Consider the following 18,575-nt stretch of genomic DNA (forward strand, 5'->3'; position numbering starts at 1 on the left):
CCCTAAGGAATTTGAAACCGAAGCTGCATTTGAAGAGTATGTCTTCAAAAACCAGGATCTCTTGGATGATGTCATTATTCTTTACCGCCAAATTCGAACAGGTTCCAAGCAAGATATCCCGGATATGTTAGGCGTTGATCAAGATGCAAACGTATGCATCATTGAAATGAAGAATAATGAAGTCAGTGAAGACATTCTTCCTCAAGTTTTAGGGTATGCCATGTGGGCAGAAACAAATCCCGATTCAATCAAAGCAATTTGGCTTGAATCAAAAAACAAGCCTGATGATATTCAAATCGATTGGGATTCAATTCAGGTAAGGGTAATCGTCATTGCACCATCCTTTAAATCAAATGTCTTGAAAATGACTTCAAAAATTGGTTACCCTGTTGATCTTGTCCAAATTCAACGATTCATCTTTGAAACCGATGAATTTGTCCTTGTTGAGACAATCGAAGATTCTTTTTCCAGAAAACCCGGTGTAACAACTACTTTACAGGATTGGACATGGGAATACTATTACGAAAATCATAGCAAAGAAGCAACCGATCAATTCAAGAAAACAGTAGAGGCTCTTGATGCCTTTGCCAAAGAAAAGGGTTGGAATTTACCCTATAATCTTAATAAATACTATACAGGATTCAAGTTTACGAATAAAGTTGTTTTTGATGTATGTTGGTCAGGTATAAGTACCTGGGATTTACGAATTAAAATTCCTGAAGAAATTGCTGCAAATTTTATAGGCGAAAAATGGAATTATCAAAGATACGACTCCCAATTTAAACAAGCCTATTTTCGAACAAAATCCGGAAAATTTGAAGAACTTAGAGAAATGGACGATTTTCTTGTCTTGGCATACAAGCGAATTTCAGGATTTAATAAGTAATTACTCACTTATGCAAACAAAACAGCCAGAAAAATTAATTGACCATACTATCTTTAAAGGATAAAAAAATGATTGTTAATTGGGTTCAAGCAGTGATTACATTAGGAGCAGTTTTCGTAGCATTATTTCAAGAACATATCAAGAGGATGTTTTGATTTAGAAGTAATGCCAACAAATTTGGGAAACCTCATCTTTGAGGTGGGTAAATATAAATTAAATATTATTGTTGGGGCTTCAAATATCGATAAGCCAATAAAGAGATCTATTTATATTGACTTCAGTGGAAAATGGAATGATGACGAAAAACAAATGATCGGTAAAGAAATTAATTTAAAAATGAGAGGTTGAAGAAAAATTTATTTTGACAATAAAGGGTTAATTATGGCTTTTTTTTCAAAATTTGAAGGCGATAATAATAAGGATTTATATGAAATCCAAAATTCAATATTAAGCGACCCGGGAGGAGACTCGGCAATTCCTCTTTTTCTACGACCAAGTATTTCTTTGTATAAGAAAGCCATGCATTTTTTCGAACTCAATGACGAAATTACCAGGATAGTAAGCATGGGTTGCCCTTATAAAACATACAATTTCTCTCCATTTATAGAAATTATTGAGGCTTACTATCGATATATTTGGGGGCGTCAATACTACTTAGACTTCCCTGGATATAATATTCCAAAAGAGAAGGATGATTGGATTGATCATTATAAGAAATTCTTAATTCAAGAGGGAAATTCGTTTTCAGAATGGGATTATTTTTTTCCAAGCATTATCCACCTCTTAGCTGTTCAAGGATTGGGTTATTTTTTTGAATTAAGAGACCATTTATTATTAATAATGAATAATTCATATACCAACAACATACGAAGAGTATTTGACCGTGAAATTTCATTTTTAAGCCCTAAACAACAAGCCCGAATGTTAGAAAATGAGGATAATTTTGTTGAGTTAAATCGGGATCAAATAATTGAACTAATAATAAAAAATAAGACTAATAATATGAAATTATTATTCTAATCAGCTTCTTAAAAGTGCGCGGCTGCCTGCCGTGTAAGAAACAATAGGAGTTCCGAGCACCAATTTTCTCAACCAGTTGTCATAGTGAGAGGAGCGCTGTGGAGGGAAGCCGTCTCTGGTGGAAACATGAGATCGCTTCGTAATCTCGCGATGACAGGTGGGACGCGATGTCATTGCGAACGCAGTGAAGCAATCTCCGGGGCGGAAGTGGAGATCGCGTCGCAAGCTCGCGATGACAACCTTCGTGTTCTTTGTGTCCTTTGTGGTTCAAAACAAGGCGCTGGGCTCAGGTGCACTTCACAGTCGCTTCGCTTTTGAGAATACCGCGTTCACAGGTGGTCAGGGTTTGATTTTTTCATCGTGATGGGTGTTCCCGGTCCTACTCCCAGTTTTGGGGGTTTGCAAGGATATAATCGAAACATGATTGGTAATCCTGATCATCGCGGATGATGTGTTCGTAGTAATTGCGCTGCCACAGGCGGGTTGGAAATGGCTGCCAATTGTCGCCATGGACGCCATCGAGATAGCGCCGCGTAGTCAGGGATTTGAAACGTCCCACAATATTGCCCAGGGTTAACCGTTGGATTGATGCATCATCCGGAGGGAGATTGATTTGCCGATCACCCGTAGGGGCAACCCTCCGTGGTTGCCCTGGGCAGGCACAGAGACCTGCCCCTACGATGGGATTATCTACTTCAGGTGCATCGCCGATGTGCAATTCAATAATCCCATGAAAAAGATTCGGCATGATCGTAATATAATTTGATATTTCCTCGTATACCTGCACCACCCTCTCCCCGGCTGGGCAGGGGTAGATTTCACCATTATTGTCATTGCGAACGAAGTGAAGCAATCTCAGGAGTGCGGCACTTGAGATCGCTTCGCAAGCTCGCGATGACAAATTCGCATCGCTTGGTGGCGCTTCGCAGTCGCAGCTTGTGATGACAGACATTGTCACGCGGTTCACTGGCGTGAACACACGGTGACCTAAGGTTTTCTATCAGTTATCCCTGTCTGATGCATCATTCGCAGTGAGTTTAATTTGCCGGTCACCCGTAGGGGCAACCCTTCGTGGTTGCCTTGGGCGGACACGGAGGTCCGCCCCTACGATGAGATTATCGATTCCAACCCCGGTCTTCAGTCTCCCGTCCCCGGTCTCTCCACTCACCATCATCGTCCCCGAGCGCAGGCGCTCGAAGAGTGCTACGCAAAGTGGGATCACTATTCACTATCATCGTCCCCGAGCGAAGCGAGTGGGATCACTATTCACTATTCACTATCCACCATTCACTCCAAGTATAATATTCCCCATGCCACTTTCAACCGAAATCTCCCAGATCATCCGCTCGAAGCGCAAAACCTACAGCCTGGAAGTCAAACCCGATGGTCAGTTGATCGTGCGCGCACCCGAATCCGCCACCCGAGCCGAGATCAACGCTGTGGTGAAGGCAAAAGCTGCCTGGATCGAAAAAACCCGCGCCAGGCTGGCAGCCAAGCCTGCGATGCCCCCACCCAAAACCTTCACGCCCGGTGAAAAATTCTGGTACCTAGGCAAACAATATCCCCTGCGCCTGACAGACCGCCGCTATCCCCTGCTGGACCTCGACGGTTCATTCAATCTCGCCCGCCATGTGGGTGGACGGGCTCGAGAGGTCTTCGTCGCCTGGTATCGTGAGGAGACCCGACAGATCACCCACGATCTGATCACATCATACGTGGCGCGCTACGGCTTCAATGTCAACGCGGTGAGCATCACCAGCGCCCGCACCCGCTGGGGCAGTTGTTCGGGGAAGGGTAACCTCAACTTCACCTACCGCCTATGCATGGCGCCCTTCAGCGTGGTGGAATCCGTCGTCGTGCACGAGCTGGTCCACCTGATGGTACCCAACCACAGCCAAAAATTTTGGGCTGAGGTCGCCCGTATCAACCCGGGGTATCCGCAATCACGCGCCTGGCTGAAGCAAAATGGTCATCTGCTGACCCTCGATTAATCGCAGCCCACCCCGCATGGTTATGGTAAAACCACAACGACGCCGATAACGGCGTCGCTGTTTTTTATTGACGATTTCCAGATTACAAAAGAAAACTTATAGTTCGCAGTACCGGTCAACCCGCTGCCCGATCACCGCCAGGCTGTCTACCCAGAAATCCCTCGAGCGGATATCAATGCCAAAGCGGGCAGCCAGTTCAGCCGCAGGAGCTTCACCGGTGCTGGCGAGCAATTGTTTGTAATCCGGGATAAAGTCTGCGCCGCGCTGCTCGTAGATGGCATATAACCCCACCCCAAACAACATTCCGAAGGCATAGGGGAAGTTATAAAACGAGAGCCCGGCATAATAATAGTGCGGTTTCCAGGTCCACATGAACTTGTGGCGGTATGCCGGATCCAGGCCTTCTCCATAGGTCTGCGCCTGGGCATCCTCCATGATTTCGCACAGCTCATCAGCGCTCAGTTCCGATTTCGCCCGGCGTTCAAAGACCTCTTTTTCAAACAGGAAGCGCGAGTAGATATCCACGATCACCTGCGAATCACCGATCAGCGCCGTTTCCAGCAACGCCAGCTCCGCCTGTGGATCTTCAATTGTATCCATCACCGCGTTAAACATGACCGTCTCACACATAATCGATGCGGTCTCCGCCATGGTCATCGGAGTATGCCTCTGCAGGGGTGTTCTGCCAGCCTGGTACATGTTGTAATTGTGATACCCATGACCCAGTTCGTGCGCCATCGTCATCACCTGATCGAGTGAGCCATCAAAATTACACAAAATGCGCGATTCCTTCACTCCTGGAACGGGCATACAAAACGCGCCGCCGCGTTTTCCCGTGCGCTGTTCAGCATCAATCCAATGATGATCAAACGCGGTTTTTGCAAAGGTTTTCAAGTCGGGAGAGAACTTTTCGAAGTTCGCCTGGATAAAATCAGCCGCTTCAGCAAAGGTGTAGGTCTGTTCCAGTTTTCCAACCGGCGCAAACAGGTTCCACCAGGGCAGCGCTGTGCTTCCGAAGCGGGCCGCCTTGGCCTTAAAATACCGCCGGAAGGTAGGAAAGGATTCCCGCATGGCTTCCAGCATCACATCCAGGGTTTCCCTGTCGATGCGTGCCTGGTCGATAGGCGCATGCAGAGCGTCAACGCGGCCGCGATGCTGGTTAAGGGTATTCACCCAGCCCTTAACCCCGTTCATGCAGGCTGCCAGGGGTTCTTTAATCGATTCCCAGGCTTCAAACTCGGCGGCGTAGGCGCGCTTGCGAACATCCTCATTCGGATGATAATACAGGTTGATCAACGCCGGCATGGGCAAGGTTTTAACTTCACCATCCAGCTCAAAATCGACGGTTTTTTGAGAAGTCACCGTTCCCTGCAGCTTCGACCAAGCGTTCGCCCCTGAAAGATCGAGCTCATTAGAAAGGATTTCCTTTTCTTCACTCATCAAGAACTGGCTTTGCTCGGCAATTTCCAGCAACGGAAAAGCATGCTCGCCGGCGCTCCCGCCCAGCTCCAGGGCTGCTGGCAAAACCGCTCTTAACCTGCCCAACCGGCTTTCCAGCATCACATTCACCTGACTAATTTCAACCATCACCAGTTCAAATTGAGAGTTCAGTCGCATGGCAGCCTGGTTGAAGGAATCCGTTGAAATGAAGGAATGGATATAGGCGCCGATGGTGCTGGCTTTTTCCAACAGGGGATTAATCCGATCAACTATGACGCTGATGGCGGTATTGAGCGTTTCAGGTGAACTGCTCTCATCCAGTTTGGAAAATTCCTGTTGATAGAATTCACCCAAAGCTTTAATCTCAGCCTTCACCCAATCGATATCTTCGGCTAACTCTGGTGAATCTAAGCCGGGGTAAACATTTGAAAGATCCCATCGTGGGGGTGTCATAAATACTCCTTTCGAGTCAATAGAAAATAATGCCAACAATCTCTTAATTATATGCGCGTTTTGCCTCTTCTTCGTGCCAAAAAGCAAAACAGCGTCATTCCCTGGAAAGTTTTCCGCCTTGGTATCAACCAGCTTTGGTGATTAATGCATGATTCTGCACATCAACGCAGCGATGATATCCGCTTCCAGACCTTCGCAATCCGTTCCACCAATTTTAATGCCAGGTTTTGTTTTTCCGTGAAAATCACTGCCGCAGGTCAGCAAAAGCCCGTTATCCCGCGCAGCCTCGCGGTAAAATTGCTCCTGCTCCCGGGTATGATAGCTGCTATAAACCTCGATCCCGTTGACGCCCTCAGCAATAATCCTCGCCAGCAGGCCTCCATCTTCTTTGACCTGCAGGCCCGGATGCGCCAGAACAGCAACGCCCCGGTTGGCACGGATGATCTCAACTGCCTGCGCCAGCGAGATGTAATCTATGGGCACATGGGCTGGTTTTCCCTGTGCACAAAAATCCCAGTAAAAATTTACAAAAGGGTTGTCACTGCGGGTGCCACTTCCCCTGTAGGGGTCGAGCAAGGAGTTTTCAGACTTTACGTCATGGTGTAAAGCCGCCTCGGCGATCACCTCACCGGTGACTACCCCGTTGTGCGCTAAACTGGCGATCAAATCATCATCAAAATCAATCCCCAACTGGCGAACCAGGCGCATCCGGCGTGTGGAGGTTTCCAGCTCCTGCCGGTGAATGTCCCGCTCAATCTGAAGAAAAATACTCGCGCTGTGGTCGATGCCATAACCCAGCAGATGGAGGGCGATTCCTTCGAAATGACAGTCCATTTCAAGCGCCGGGATGATGCGCAGTGATGTCCCTTCAGCGGCTCCTTGTGCCTGAGCCACCCCCTTAACCGAGTTATGGTCGGCGATTGCTGCGTGAGTCAACCCGGCGCCCAGGCAAAATTCCACCAGCTCTGCCGGCGAAAATTCACCGTCATCGCTGCAATTGGAATGGATATGCAAATCTATCGTTGCCATATTTTTCCTGGTCTCCCATTTCCATCATAACATCCGGAGATGCGAAAGCCTGGTCTCGTATCTCTTTTTACTGAAATCCCAATTTCATTCATTACGATGCAGATGTGATTTATTGATTCATATCGTCAAGGAATTTATTGAAAAGTCTTCTATATTCCTCGTCATCAAATCTTTCACCTTCATTGTCAAGAGATCTTGCAACAATCGCCTCGGCTTCAGCCTTTGGAGTAGCATATTTCTGACGTGATAAAGCAACTACTTCCTCTCTCTTGACATATTTTTCATTTTCGGGGGGCAAAACGGTCTTTATTGTGCATGGATCCGTGCGCTGACCGTCAATATTGGCACGCATCACCGCGTAATAATTGGGTAAATTGCACAGGTCCTGAACGGTGAAATCTGGCATAAACTGGCTTCCTATGATTTTGGCGTCTTCATGACCCAGACGGAATGAAATCAGCGTCCCCACATTGCCGAAGATGGCATCCAGTATTCTTAATCGACTGATCTGACTGAGGAATTGATTGGCCAGAACTAAGCCCATACCAAATTTGCGCGATTCCGCCAGTAAGATAGAAAAGTTTTCAGTCGCAATACTTTGAAATTCATCCACATACAGATAAAACGTCTCTGGTTTTTCGTCAGCGCCCAAATCTTTCAAACGCTCCATAAAGGTGGTATTCAACTTAGCCATCAACATCATTCCCAGCATTGACGCGTTTGCCTCGCCAAGCAATCCCTTCGAAAGGTTAATCAACAGAATTTTATTGTTCTCGATCACTTCTTTGAATTTGACCGTAGAAAAATTTTGCCCGAATATCAGGGCAATGCGGGGATCGTTGACAAAATCTGTCAGTTTCGACGAGAAATAATCCCCCATCACATTCCCCTCATTGGACCGGTGAAAATAGTTCGTATTGGGAAGGTAATTTTCGACCCAATTTCTGAGCACATGGTTATCCCATTTTAAAGGCAAATACCGCTTCCAGTAATCTTTCTGTGTATAAATATTATTTAATTCCAGGATCGTCCCAGGTTTGCTCAAATCTGAGGAAACCAGCATCATATTGTTTTGCATATGTTCGAAAAAAACAGCTCCTGCAAAATCACCGGAACTGTACTGGAAATATTCCATAATATAACGTTTCAAGATCGCGCGCATTTCTTTGATGATCATCACACGTTCATCGTTATTACTGAACTCGAGCAAATTGAAACCAACCGGAAATTCAGTGTCAGAGGGATCAAATAGGACCACATCGTCTTTTCGTTCCTCGGGGATCAATCCCACAAGCTCATAATAAAGCTCGCCATGCGGATCAATCACGCACAATCCTTTGCCCGCCTTCATATCTGAAAGGATCATCGTCTTCATCAAAGTGGTTTTCCCCGTCCCGGTTTGACCGACGATATAGGCATGTTGCTTGCGCGATGACTCGCTCAACAGCACATCCTGCTTGAAACCAAAATAATGATTTACGCCCAGGTGAATGGCTGAATCCTCATCCGCAGTTAGTTTCAACATCGCCCTGGGAATTGGGAGCTCGTCCAGGTGATGGGTTTCAATACCGGGCAAGTTCTCTGCGGTATTGATCGGAAAATAGAATGCACTTGCAGCCTCATTACCATCGAACAGAAACCTGAAGCGGCTCATTTCCGGATGCACATGGGTGCGATTCCACGGGTTTTGCGCAAGGGTTGCCAGGTTGTCTCGGGCAATCTTGTAATCCTCATCTGTCAGGGGATATACAATGTCATACCCACCGGCATGAAAGCTGAAGCTGCTGGTTGGGTACCTGGCAGGGATGCCCTGACCAATAGGCTCCGTAATAGCCAGGCCTATAAATTCAAGCAGCATGCTGTCAATCTCTTCGTCACTACCAACACTGAAGGTCATGTAATAGGGCGCATCCTGCAACAGCAGGTATTGACGCAGCAATCCCTGCCCCAAATCCGCCGCACGGTTGCGTTGAATGCGAACGGATGCTGTACGCGGTTCGCGGTAACCTTCGCAATAGGAGATTTGCCCCTCCAGGAACTCAACCTCATCGCTTTGTAACACCGTCGGGCTGATTGTGGCTGATAAAACCAGTTTCTGGTGTCCCTGCATCAATGTCTTCAGCAGCAATTCAAATCCACCCAAAGCCGGAGAGTAGGGGTGAATATAATACACTCCTTCAGGGTCTTTGGTTGGTGTATGCCCATCAAGCTCATCCGAAAAGCCCATGGAACGCGGAGGAACAACCGTATCCAACAACACCCTGTTTTCACGACGACGAACTTCAGCAATTTCTGGTTCAAACTCCCCAAACGGCATGATCAGGTATTCCAGAGCATCCTGGTCTGTTATCGTCTGCCAGATATAATCCGAGAAGGTGCCCCCCAGCAAGGTTTTAATATTTTTGTGCAGCGCCTGCGCATGAGCATCCAACGATTCATATTTTTCTTCCCAAAGGAACCGGATCAGCAAAGCGATCTCTAACTGACCCAAGCGTTCTGCACTGCCCTGAGGGTCAATGATTGTACGGATGGTAAAGCTGATTGTGCGGTGATGATTATAGAGCATGTTAATAAAATTTGACATTTGGCGTTGGTGGCTTGCCAACAATTCCCCCAAACCACCGTATCCACGTCTTGACTTCAACGAAGCAATTCTTAGCCCGAAGATGCCGTAAGTTTTACCGTTTTCCAAAAGTTTTTTTATGGCAAAATTTTGCATGGCGTACCCCATTCCTGTCGAATAATAAAAGGTTGGCGATATTTTTGATTAGTAAACGATTGAACACCTGGTTTTAAAACACAGATCGATCCATAACCCTATTGACATAAAATTAATCACAAGTTTAAAATGAAGTTAGCCTCCTGTCAAGGTGGTGTATGGGTTCAATGCCTATGAGACAATTGGGGGATCATCGAGGATACAACGCCCTCAACTCCAGAATGAGGGTGATTTCTTTCAACCCCCACTGACGTCGCCGCACACGCCTCGGACTGCGGCTGCGCTGTTCTAATCCCTTATTAATGCCCTCGCTTTCTAACCTCCTATTCCAACGCTACAGGGTGGCTCGTGAAATCCCCATAACCTCAGCTGCCTTTCCGCCAGGCAGTCCTTGTTGTATGAGAGCTTGTCATGCCATCACCATCCTCAGTCGATATTTGGCTTCCTCACTCAGCTTGGGTGTCATGCTTTTGGCTAGTTGGTAAAAATGTTATACCAGCCCATTCAGGGGCAGGTTAAAAATCTAATAGGTGGTACAAATCCTTATAATATTCCAGTATGATGATGGTTGTGTTTGGAGGGATCTGGTCAGCGATGCCGTGCGCGGCAGCAGCGAAACTCAGGCGGGACCATTCATAACCAGCATTAGAATGGGTAACCTCTAAACTCAGTAAATATCCATCCATGGCTTTCGAGATCTCTTTCATCTCCTCAACATCCTCAACACCGTCCAAAAAATCCATATGCTCAGGATTTGCCAAGCCAAGGTATCTGATTCCATCAACGATTTCATCATGTTCAACATCAAACCAGTAGAGCTGCTTTTTGTAATATTCAGCCAACTTTTCCCCGCTGGCATTGGGTACCACATAGAATCGCCATGGACTCATCGGTCCGCCAATCCCATCCACTTCCAGCAAAAATTCTGCTCCCGGGTAAACCATGTCTTCCATCCAAACGACTTCACCAGGAGGTGGCGGGCTCTCGCTTTCCGTGGGAGGATCGGCTGGGACGTCAACCGCAGTGGATTCATCCTCCCTCACATTCTGTGCGGGCTTATCTGTGCTGCACGCTGTTAATAGCAATATAACCAGTAAACAAACCAAGATATTGACTTTGATGATAGGGGATTTATTCTTCATTTCCGTTTCTCCTTTCAGGCGTAGTGACTTCGGGAGGCGTGAGATGTAAGGTTTACAAATAGCCTCAACCTTTTATACCTGTAACAAGGTTGATAGTCAACCGTTAGTGCGCTATGTCATTTACACTTTAAAAATGAACCGTTGAAATCATCACAAAAGAAAAATGATTGGGTAGATTCCACAGAAACTAGAGGAATCTTTGTCTCAACTTAATAAAAGGCTGGCGGACGACCAATTACGCGCCTTTTTCCATAGTTGTTGTCAGGGAACCTTATCACAAACGGAAATTCAGAAAGTGTTGGAGATTGGTAAAACACGCTTGTTTGTCGTATTAAAAGTCTTTCGAGGAGACCCCCAAAATTTCACTATCGCTTGTAACCAGAGGGCACCTGCCAAATTATCCTAAAAAGCAGAAAGCAAGATAAAAAAGGCTTGCTTAAAGAGAAAAAGATTGAGGGGAACCCGGATTTATAGGGCTCTCATTCAAAACGATGTGTCCAAACACTTATGGCACCCCTTGCAAAAGAAAGGGGTTCATTAATGTGGGATGCTCCGCTGTGTTCTGTCTAATCAAGTAGCGCCTTTACTTCGGGGTTTTCTCCACAAACAGGGCAGTTTAGGTCTTTCAGGACTTCGATGTGCTCAAATTCTGCACTCAGGCTGTTGATCAACACTAATTTCCCACCCAGCGTTCCTCCAATTCCGAGAATAATTTTAAGGATCTCCGCAGCCTGCAGCAATCCGACCAACCCGGCCAACACTCCAAAACACCGCTATCAACAGGTAGAGGGATGTGCTCAGACGGCGGGGGGCTGCCAAACACACAGCGATAACAAGGTCCGATCCGAGAATCAAACAATGCCAACCTGGGGCAGCAGGATCTGTTTTGAGTATCGGAGGTACTCTGACTGTGAAAAACCTGAAATCATTGCAGAGCCTTTGCTGGTCATTCATTTAATGATGATTTTCAATATATCATAAATATTTTATTGAGCTCCATCAACACGCTTCTTGATGGGTACAACCCTCCTTCTTGGAACATAAATTACAACCTTAACAAACAGTTTGATGATTTTAAAAATATGTCGTCCTCGTTTTAAGGGGAGAGCCGTCATAAACCTCAAAAACAATTTCTGAAATCGAGTTTTTGGATTCTAACCTTATAAAAAAACGCCTCCGTCGTAGAACGGAAGCGATTTTCACAAAGCGGGCGATGGGACTCGAACCCACGAATGTCAGCTTGGAAGGCTGATGCCTTACCACTTGGCGACGCCCGCAAGGTTGTATTATTTTACGTTAATCAACCCATTTGGTCAACCAACTGTTCCCTTAGCGCTTTTCCTGCAACGCCTTTTGCAACAGCTCCCTTGTTTTTGCCGGGTCAGCCTGACCGCGTGTCTGGCGCATCACCTGACCCATAAACCAGCCAAACAAACCTTCCTTGCCATTGCGGTAGGATTCGACCTCCTGCAGATGGGCAGCTAGAACAGCGTCAATCACCGATTGCAAGGCGCTATCATCGCTCACCTGAGACAAACCCTCCGCTATAACGATTGCCTGCGGCGCCTGACCGCTTTGCTGCACTTTCATCAGCAAAGCCTTGCCCGTCGCGGCGTTGATCGTACCCGCGTCGACCAGCCTGATCACCTCCGCCAGGTATTCGGGTGTGAGAGTCAGTGCATCGGCGCTGAGACCCAGCTCATTTTGCATCCGCAACACCTCGTTCATAATCCAGTTCGAAAGAACCTTCGGGTCGCCCTCATATGCGGTTAAAGCCGCTTCATAATAATCTGCAATTGGACGGTCTGCGGTGAGGATATCAGCGTCATATTCTGGCAACTGGTAATGGGTCATAAAGCGCAACTGCCGCTCAAGGGGAAGTTCAGGCAGGTTATGAATCACAGCATCGCGCCATTCGGATGTCAGTTCCAGGGGGAGCAGGTCCGGTTCCCTGAAGTAACGGTAATCTGCTTCCGTCTCTTTAGAGCGCATTTTATTCAAACGTTGCCGGGTTTCATCCCAATCCAACGTCCAGGATTCAACCTGCCCACCGGCTTGCACCAGCGATACCTGCCGTTCGATCTCCATGTTGATTGCTGCCCGTACAGCCTCGATCGAGTTGACGTTCTTGATCTCTGTCTTGGTGTTCAGATGAGTGCTGCCAACTGTCCTGATCGACACGTTGGCGTCACAGCGTAGATGGCCCTTTTCCATGTCGGCTTCAGACACACCCATCCAGCGTAAGAGCTGGCGCAGCCGGATCAGGTACTGCGCAGCTTCGTCAGCAGAACGCAGGTCGGGCTCGGTCACCATTTCCACCAGGGGGACACCGCAGCGGTTAAAGTCCACCAGGCGCTTCCCGCCTTCGTACTTGGTCTTACCGGCATCTTCTTCAAGGTGCAACTTGGTGATGTTCACCCGCCTGACAAACCCACCCGGCATCGTCACGTCCAGGTAACCGCCGTCACCCAGAGCCAGGTCGAATTGCGAGATCTGGTATCCCTTTGGCAAATCGGGGTAGAAATAATTCTTGCGGTCAAAATAGGAAACCAGCCGTACCTCGGCGTGCATCGCCGCCGCCAGCAGCGCGCCCTTGTAAACCGCTGCCTCGTTCAACACAGGCAGCACACCCGGCAAACCCGCGCACACCGGACAAATATTCGTGTTTGGCGGGTCTTCCCAGGAATCGGCTTTGCAACTGCAAAAGATCTTGGTGACCGTGTTCAATTGAATATGGGTTTCCAGCCCGATGACGGCTTCAAAATCTGCCATAAGCCCATCCTTATTGCTGTGTTGATCAGAAACGGTGTGTGGGTCCATCATTCCACCTCCGCCAGCACACACGGTTTCACAGCCCGCCAATCGGCATCCGCAGTCGCCTGCTCGAAGGCATATCCCGCCCGAAACAGGGTCGCTTCGGCAAAATCGGTTCCAATCAATTGCAGACCCATCGGCAATCCCTCTGCTGAAAGACCGCCCGGGATCGAGAGCGCCGGAACACCGGCGTGGTTGGCAGGTACTGTCAACTGGTCAGAATACTGCATCAACGTTGAATCGCCGTAAAAATCCCCCATTTTAAAGGCTGGGGTGGGCGCTGTAGGCGTCAGCAAGACATCCAGCCGATATGGTCCATCCGGATCGAAGGCGGTTTCAAAATCTGCGCGGATCATGCTGCGCGCCTGGAGCGCACGCTGGAGATACTGCAAGCCAAGCTGCCCGCCGCTCATGTACATCCCCATCAATACACGCAGCTTGGGTTCCAAGCCAAAGCCCTCCGCGCGGGTCATCCGGTACAACTCGGTCAAATCACCCTGGCTTACCCGGGCACGGTAGCCGTATTTAACCCCGTCAAAACGGTGCAGATTGGAAGATGCCTCAACCCGGCTGATAACAAAATATGCCGGAATGCCATAAATGCTGTTGGGCATGGGGACGTTTTCCACGATCTCCGCCCCTTCAGTCGCCAGAATTTCAGCCGCGCGCAGCGTCATGTTACGGATTTCAGCGGGCAGGTCTTCCACAATCGTTTCGCCGGTATCCGGGTGTGGATAGGAAATCTGCAGATAATCCTTAGAAAGCCCGATGCGCAAGCCCTTCACGCCCCGGTCTATACCTGCCAGGTAATCCGGCACGGGAAGCCTGACTGCTGTGCTATCGCGCGTGTCGGCGCCCGCCATCACCGAGAGCATCAGGGCTGCATCGCGCACGTTTCGCGCCAGGGGGCCTGGACAGTCCAGGGAAGAAGCAAAGGCGATCGCTCCATAGCGAGAGATGCGCCCATAGGTCGGCTTGAGACCCACCACGCCGCAATACGCTGCTGGCTGACGGATCGATCCACCCGTATCCGTCCCCACCGAAAGGCACCCCTGCCCCGAAGCCACAGCCGCAGCAGATCCGCCTGAAGAACCGCCCGGCACCCGCGACAGGTCCCAGGGATTGCGGGTTGTGGGTTTGAACGCCGATGATTCGTTCGAAGAGCCATAAGCGAACTCGTCCATGTTGACCTTCCCCAGCACCACCGCGCCGGCATCCTCCAGGCGCTCAATCGCGGTGGCGGTATATGGCGCCACGAAGTTCGATAATATGCGTGATGCTGCCGTGGTGAGCACGCCTTTCAAGCAGAAGAGGTCCTTGATGGTAATCGGTACGCCTGCCAGCGCGCCGGCGTCTTCTCCGGCACTGACCCGGGCATCCACACGTTCAGCCTGCTGACGCGCCCGGTCGGCAGTCAGGGCGATGAAAGCGTGTACCTTGGTTTGATCCTCCTGTGTAAGTGGGCTGTTGTCCAGTGTACCCGGCCTTCCATCCACCGCAGCAATGCGTTCCAGGGCCGCATCCAGTACGTCAACTGCAGCCAGCTCACCTCGCTGAATTTTACGGGCAATATCAAAGGCAGATTGATCCATCAGGGACATGGCGTTCAATCCAGTTCTCTGTGAGGGATGTCCGGCACAATCAAATAACCGCCCTCCACCTGGGGCGCCTGGTTCAGAATTTCTTCTGGGTTTTCACAGGGCACCCAAACATCCGGCCTGAGGGGTGGACGGGATTCGGCTGTATAGGTCACCCCGTGCGGCGCCAGGGGTATGTCCACATCCAGGGCAAGTGTCTCTAACTGCCGAATCGCCTTTAGCTGCTGATTGAGTTCCATCCTCAGGTACTCTGCTTCTTCGGGGTTAAAACGAAAGGCTGCCAGGTCGGCTAATTTTGCAAATATTTCAGGGGAGATCTCATCGCGCATCGGCTTAATCATCCATTCTAAATCAGGGCGTTTCTGAAATTATATAATACCTTAAATTCGTGGAATTGCGCATGCTGGAAGCTGATCGTTGCTGGATCAAACCTGTAAGCCGAATTCCATATTGCTTTGTTGCGAAGCGCCAAACACAAAATCCCTTTTCACAACGCGCCATTCTCCAACGACTCATTGTATAATAACCCCGTAAACATCACCTATAGCTGCGAGGGAATCATGTCTCAAAAACTCAAATGGATCGATGAAGAGCTGCAAAATTTGCAGGATGCTGGCCTGTACAACAAAATCCGTACGCTCAGTTCACCCCAGGGCGCCTGGCTGGTGGTCGATGGGAAACACGTGCTTAATTTTTGCTCAAACAACTACTTGGGTCTGGCTAATCATCCGCGGGTGATCAATGCTGCACAGCAAGCAATGCAGCAGTACGGGCTGGGCCCTGGCGCTGTGCGTACGATTGCCGGCACCATGGATTTACACCTGCAATTAGAACAACGCATGGCCGCCTTCAAGCGTGTGGAAGACGCCATTACCTTTCAGTCGGGCTTTACTGCCAACACAGGCTCTATTCCCGCGCTGGTCGGAAAGGGCGATATGATCTTTTCCGACGAGCTCAACCATGCCTCCATCATCGATGGTAGTCGCCTTTCGGGGGCAACCATCACCCGTTACAACCACGCCGACCCTGCTGACCTGCAAGCGAAAATTGAAAGTCACGCCGGAACCTATCGCCGGGGGTTAATCATCACCGACGGAGTTTTTTCGATGGATGGAGACTATCCACCCCTGGACAAAATAGCCGATATCGCCGAAGCCCATGACCTGATGCTGATGGTTGATGATGCTCACGGTGAGGGTGTTTTGGGTGAAGGTGGACGCGGGATTGTGGATCATTTCAAATTACATGGTCGGGTCGATGTAGAGGTCGGTACTTTCTCCAAGGCTTTTGGCGTTGTTGGGGGTGTGGTGGCTGGTAATGCCCGCATCATTGAATGGTTAAGGCAGCGAGGACGCCCCTTCCTGTTCTCCTCGGCAGTGACGGTCCCAGATGTTGCGGCAACCCTGGCCGCCGTCGATATTCTTGAAGAATCCACCGAGCTGGTCGATCGACTGTGGGCCAACGCAGCCTTTTTCAAACAGGAGATGTTGAACCTCGGCTTTGATACCGGAAAGACCATGACTCCCATCACGCCGGTTATGCTGGGCGATGTGACCCTTGCCCGGGAATTCAGCCGCCGATTGTACGAGGAAAATGTCTTCGCCATGGCTCTGGGCTTTCCCACAGTGCCCGTTGGACTGGCGCGCATCCGGGTGATGATTTCTGCAACCCATTCTCAAGAGGATCTTGAACAGGCATTGCAAGCCTTTGCTCGTGTCGGTCGAGATTTGGGCGTGATTGGATAGTTGTTTCGTTTAGCGCCTTTTTAGCATCCACCAGCACACTTAAAAACAAAACGCCCTAACGGGCGTTTTTTAATCGTCACAGGGTGTATCTGTATTACTCGGATCGTTTATCTGATTTTGGCGCTTTGAAGGGATCATAATTCGGGTTAGTGCCCGACCAGCAGCAACCCGGTTGAGAAAAACTATTGCATGCTAAACCTCGCGAGCAGCGATGCGCCAGGATGCGCGGTGCTTGATTCGGCAAAAAGGTCGCCGGGTAGACAATGTCTGCCTCCAAATAAACTTCCTCGCCGGCGTGTTCACAATAAGCGATCTTAATTACTTTCCAATCTCGATAAGCCATATTTCAACCTCCAAAAGCAGCAAAACCGTTGCCGCTAATCTCTATACAGATTATAACACATCCTCTTTTATTCTAAAAAAACGCACCTGGACTCTGTTGCCAAAACCTGGCCTTCTATTTCAGTGAAGATCAGGCGTCCACGGTTTCATCATGATTTTCATTCACCCAGAAATCACCGGGTATCTTTAAACTCCCCATCAATCACCGTACGGGGTTGTTGTTTTATCCTATTATTTTTCTGCAGCGCCTTCCGGTGTTCATTTACCACATCCTCGGGGCACAACTCCAAAAACAGCGCCAAGCCTGCCCAGAGCACCAGGGCATCGTCCAGGGGATTGATCGGCAAAAGATCATAAGGAACCACAAGGTAAATCAATGCGCCAACCGGCAACGCTTTGAGAAAAATATTCACGCGTGAATCGCCCATCAGGCGAATGATCAGACGTATGTTTTGATATAAATCACTGAAAAACCCTTCTTTAGCCTGGTTCAGTGATCGGTTATCCTTCATGTTCATCATAAACTGCCTCCTGCGGTCTTTTTAAGCATTGATATGCATCAAACGGGTGGATGAACGCTAAAATTATTCCATCTCGGCTCGCGCAGGGAAGCGAAACATGCGTTGCCGACGCCAATTAATCACAGGCGCTACCAGTTTGCGCAGTTGATATTTTAGCACAATCGGTGCCAGGCGGTGCCCACCCTCCCGATAATGCACGCGCAGCATCTCCGGCCAGCAGCGATCGTCAGCAGCGATGGTTTTTGCGTCGCCATGCAGTCGAAAGCTGGCCCAAACCCGCCCGGGCTGGTAAATCAGCGGAGCTTCTTTAGCCAGGCGTACCCACAGGTCATAATCCATGGCAAAATAAAAACTGAGGTCCAGCGGTCCGACCTTGCGCCACAGGTCAGCCCTAAAAAACGATGCCTGCTGGGGAATGTGTACATATCCCCGTCGTAAGCGGTGAACATCCGTCTGTGCTGCCGGAAAGCGCCCGATTTCCCGATCCTGGGCATCGATAAAAGTGCAATCTCCGTAAACCATCGCGGCTTCGGGGTGATTCTCGAGAAAATCTACGGCTTCAGAAATTGCGCCCGGTTTATAAACATCATCCGAATTCAACCAGGCCAGATATTTACCCGTCGCCCTTGCAAAGCCTTTGTTGATTGCATCGGTCTGCCCCCTGTCAGGCTTCGATTCCCAGTAAGACAGTCGATCTGCATAGTTCCTAATAATCTCCAGGCTTCCATCCGTTGATCCGCCGTCCATCAGGATATATTCCATGTTGGGATAATCCTGCGTCAATACCGATTCGATCGTTCTGGGCAGAAAGCGTGCTTGATTAAAAGAGGGTGTAATGATACTGATCGTAGGTTGCATGAAATCTATGACCTGGG

At 49.0% G+C, this 18,575-nt stretch carries 17 protein-coding genes and 1 tRNA gene; 5 read left to right on the forward strand and 13 right to left on the reverse strand.

Translation table 11 applies throughout. From position 1 onward, the window contains the following. Nucleotides 1-61: 61 nt before the first annotated feature. The 3 genes from CFX1CAM_RS10360 to CFX1CAM_RS10370 all read left to right on the forward strand — a co-directional run bounded on the left by CFX1CAM_RS10360 (nt 62) and on the right by CFX1CAM_RS10370 (nt 1,906). Nucleotides 62-886 carry a PDDEXK family nuclease gene (locus CFX1CAM_RS10360; protein ID WP_087862952.1) on the forward strand — a complete coding sequence of 275 codons (825 nt, stop codon included), beginning with the start codon at nt 62-64 and terminating at the stop codon, nt 884-886. A gap of 165 nt (nt 887-1,051) precedes the next feature. Next, nucleotides 1,052-1,234, forward strand: a complete 183-nt coding sequence (locus CFX1CAM_RS10365) for a hypothetical protein (RefSeq protein WP_087862953.1) — start codon at nt 1,052-1,054, stop codon at nt 1,232-1,234. 33 nt (nt 1,235-1,267) lie between these two features. Beyond that, entirely contained in the window at nt 1,268-1,906 is a 639-nt protein-coding gene (locus CFX1CAM_RS10370) for a hypothetical protein (protein ID WP_087862954.1), read from the forward strand. Nucleotides 1,907-2,285: 379 nt separating this feature from the next. Here CFX1CAM_RS10370 and CFX1CAM_RS10375 read toward each other — a convergent pair whose 3' ends face one another. Next, the gene (locus tag CFX1CAM_RS10375) at nt 2,286-2,693 is read right to left on the reverse strand and encodes a transposase (RefSeq protein ID WP_157891854.1); all 408 of its coding nucleotides are present in this window, start codon (nt 2,691-2,693) and stop codon (nt 2,286-2,288) included. A 322-nt stretch (nt 2,694-3,015) separates the two neighbouring features. Between CFX1CAM_RS10375 and CFX1CAM_RS10380 the strand changes: the two genes are divergently transcribed. Beyond that, nucleotides 3,016-3,897, forward strand: coding sequence for a M48 family metallopeptidase (locus tag CFX1CAM_RS10380; RefSeq protein WP_087862956.1), 882 nt, complete (start codon nt 3,016-3,018; stop codon nt 3,895-3,897). A 96-nt stretch (nt 3,898-3,993) separates the two neighbouring features. Here the strand turns inward: CFX1CAM_RS10380 and CFX1CAM_RS10385 are convergent, their stop codons facing one another. The 9 genes from CFX1CAM_RS10385 to CFX1CAM_RS10425 form a co-directional block, all read right to left on the reverse strand. Further along, on the reverse strand, nt 3,994-5,790 hold the full coding sequence (locus tag CFX1CAM_RS10385) for a M3 family oligoendopeptidase (RefSeq protein WP_087862957.1): 1,797 nt from the start codon (nt 5,788-5,790) through the stop codon (nt 3,994-3,996). Nucleotides 5,791-5,931: 141 nt separating this feature from the next. Then, a complete protein-coding gene (locus CFX1CAM_RS10390) occupies nt 5,932-6,819 on the reverse strand; it encodes a PHP domain-containing protein (RefSeq protein ID WP_087862958.1) in 888 nt (295 codons plus the stop codon). Nucleotides 6,820-6,928: 109 nt separating this feature from the next. Continuing rightward, nucleotides 6,929-9,538 (reverse strand): type IV secretory system conjugative DNA transfer family protein, encoded by a 2,610-nt coding sequence (locus CFX1CAM_RS10395; RefSeq protein ID WP_157891855.1) that lies wholly within the window; start codon nt 9,536-9,538, stop codon nt 6,929-6,931. A gap of 515 nt (nt 9,539-10,053) precedes the next feature. Continuing rightward, nucleotides 10,054-10,680 carry a hypothetical protein gene (locus CFX1CAM_RS10400; RefSeq protein ID WP_087862960.1) on the reverse strand — a complete coding sequence of 209 codons (627 nt, stop codon included), beginning with the start codon at nt 10,678-10,680 and terminating at the stop codon, nt 10,054-10,056. A gap of 566 nt (nt 10,681-11,246) precedes the next feature. Further along, on the reverse strand, nt 11,247-11,438 hold the full coding sequence (locus CFX1CAM_RS10405) for a hypothetical protein (RefSeq protein WP_087862961.1): 192 nt from the start codon (nt 11,436-11,438) through the stop codon (nt 11,247-11,249). A 447-nt stretch (nt 11,439-11,885) separates the two neighbouring features. Next, nucleotides 11,886-11,957 (reverse strand) — tRNA-Gly (locus tag CFX1CAM_RS10410). A 52-nt stretch (nt 11,958-12,009) separates the two neighbouring features. Beyond that, the gene (gene gatB, locus CFX1CAM_RS10415; RefSeq protein ID WP_087862962.1) at nt 12,010-13,503 is read right to left on the reverse strand and encodes an Asp-tRNA(Asn)/Glu-tRNA(Gln) amidotransferase subunit GatB; all 1,494 of its coding nucleotides are present in this window, start codon (nt 13,501-13,503) and stop codon (nt 12,010-12,012) included. Further along, a complete protein-coding gene (locus CFX1CAM_RS10420; protein WP_087862963.1) occupies nt 13,500-15,095 on the reverse strand; it encodes an amidase in 1,596 nt (531 codons plus the stop codon). Before CFX1CAM_RS10420 ends, gatB begins: the two co-directional genes overlap by 4 nt. A 5-nt stretch (nt 15,096-15,100) precedes the next feature. Continuing rightward, nucleotides 15,101-15,421 carry an Asp-tRNA(Asn)/Glu-tRNA(Gln) amidotransferase subunit GatC gene (locus tag CFX1CAM_RS10425; protein ID WP_157891857.1) on the reverse strand — a complete coding sequence of 107 codons (321 nt, stop codon included), beginning with the start codon at nt 15,419-15,421 and terminating at the stop codon, nt 15,101-15,103. 231 nt (nt 15,422-15,652) lie between these two features. Between CFX1CAM_RS10425 and CFX1CAM_RS10430 the strand changes: the two genes are divergently transcribed. Then, nucleotides 15,653-16,837 (forward strand): glycine C-acetyltransferase, encoded by a 1,185-nt coding sequence (locus CFX1CAM_RS10430; RefSeq protein ID WP_087862965.1) that lies wholly within the window; start codon nt 15,653-15,655, stop codon nt 16,835-16,837. A gap of 94 nt (nt 16,838-16,931) precedes the next feature. Here CFX1CAM_RS10430 and CFX1CAM_RS10435 read toward each other — a convergent pair whose 3' ends face one another. The 3 genes from CFX1CAM_RS10435 to CFX1CAM_RS10445 form a co-directional block, all read right to left on the reverse strand. After that, nucleotides 16,932-17,180, reverse strand: a complete 249-nt coding sequence (locus CFX1CAM_RS10435) for a hypothetical protein (protein ID WP_087862966.1) — start codon at nt 17,178-17,180, stop codon at nt 16,932-16,934. Nucleotides 17,181-17,352: 172 nt separating this feature from the next. Continuing rightward, entirely contained in the window at nt 17,353-17,700 is a 348-nt protein-coding gene (locus CFX1CAM_RS10440; RefSeq protein ID WP_087862967.1) for a hypothetical protein, read from the reverse strand. A gap of 63 nt (nt 17,701-17,763) precedes the next feature. Further along, on the reverse strand, nt 17,764-18,558 hold the full coding sequence (locus CFX1CAM_RS10445; protein ID WP_157891858.1) for a glycosyltransferase family 2 protein: 795 nt from the start codon (nt 18,556-18,558) through the stop codon (nt 17,764-17,766). Nucleotides 18,559-18,575 lie beyond the last annotated feature (17 nt).

The organism is Brevefilum fermentans (genome assembly GCF_900184705.1).
In the GTDB taxonomy this organism is placed as follows: Bacteria; Chloroflexota; Anaerolineae; order Anaerolineales; family Anaerolineaceae; genus Brevifilum; species Brevifilum fermentans.

Coding starts and splice junctions, on each gene's coding strand:
- CFX1CAM_RS10440 (WP_087862967.1), bottom strand. CDS start 17,700: ATGATGAACATGAAGGATAACCGATCACTGAACCAGGCTAAAGAAGGG.
- gatB (WP_087862962.1), bottom strand. CDS start 13,503: ATGATGGACCCACACACCGTTTCTGATCAACACAGCAATAAGGATGGG.
- CFX1CAM_RS10445 (WP_157891858.1), bottom strand. CDS start 18,558: ATGCAACCTACGATCAGTATCATTACACCCTCTTTTAATCAAGCACGC.
- CFX1CAM_RS10385 (WP_087862957.1), bottom strand. CDS start 5,790: ATGACACCCCCACGATGGGATCTTTCAAATGTTTACCCCGGCTTAGAT.
- CFX1CAM_RS10370 (WP_087862954.1), top strand. CDS start 1,268: ATGGCTTTTTTTTCAAAATTTGAAGGCGATAATAATAAGGATTTATAT.
- CFX1CAM_RS10390 (WP_087862958.1), bottom strand. CDS start 6,819: ATGGCAACGATAGATTTGCATATCCATTCCAATTGCAGCGATGACGGT.
- CFX1CAM_RS10435 (WP_087862966.1), bottom strand. CDS start 17,180: ATGGCTTATCGAGATTGGAAAGTAATTAAGATCGCTTATTGTGAACAC.
- CFX1CAM_RS10365 (WP_087862953.1), top strand. CDS start 1,052: ATGCCAACAAATTTGGGAAACCTCATCTTTGAGGTGGGTAAATATAAA.
- CFX1CAM_RS10400 (WP_087862960.1), bottom strand. CDS start 10,680: ATGAAGAATAAATCCCCTATCATCAAAGTCAATATCTTGGTTTGTTTA.
- CFX1CAM_RS10430 (WP_087862965.1), top strand. CDS start 15,653: ATGTCTCAAAAACTCAAATGGATCGATGAAGAGCTGCAAAATTTGCAG.
- CFX1CAM_RS10380 (WP_087862956.1), top strand. CDS start 3,016: ATGAGATTATCGATTCCAACCCCGGTCTTCAGTCTCCCGTCCCCGGTC.
- CFX1CAM_RS10420 (WP_087862963.1), bottom strand. CDS start 15,095: ATGTCCCTGATGGATCAATCTGCCTTTGATATTGCCCGTAAAATTCAG.
- CFX1CAM_RS10395 (WP_157891855.1), bottom strand. CDS start 9,538: ATGCAAAATTTTGCCATAAAAAAACTTTTGGAAAACGGTAAAACTTAC.
- CFX1CAM_RS10425 (WP_157891857.1), bottom strand. CDS start 15,421: ATGCGCGATGAGATCTCCCCTGAAATATTTGCAAAATTAGCCGACCTG.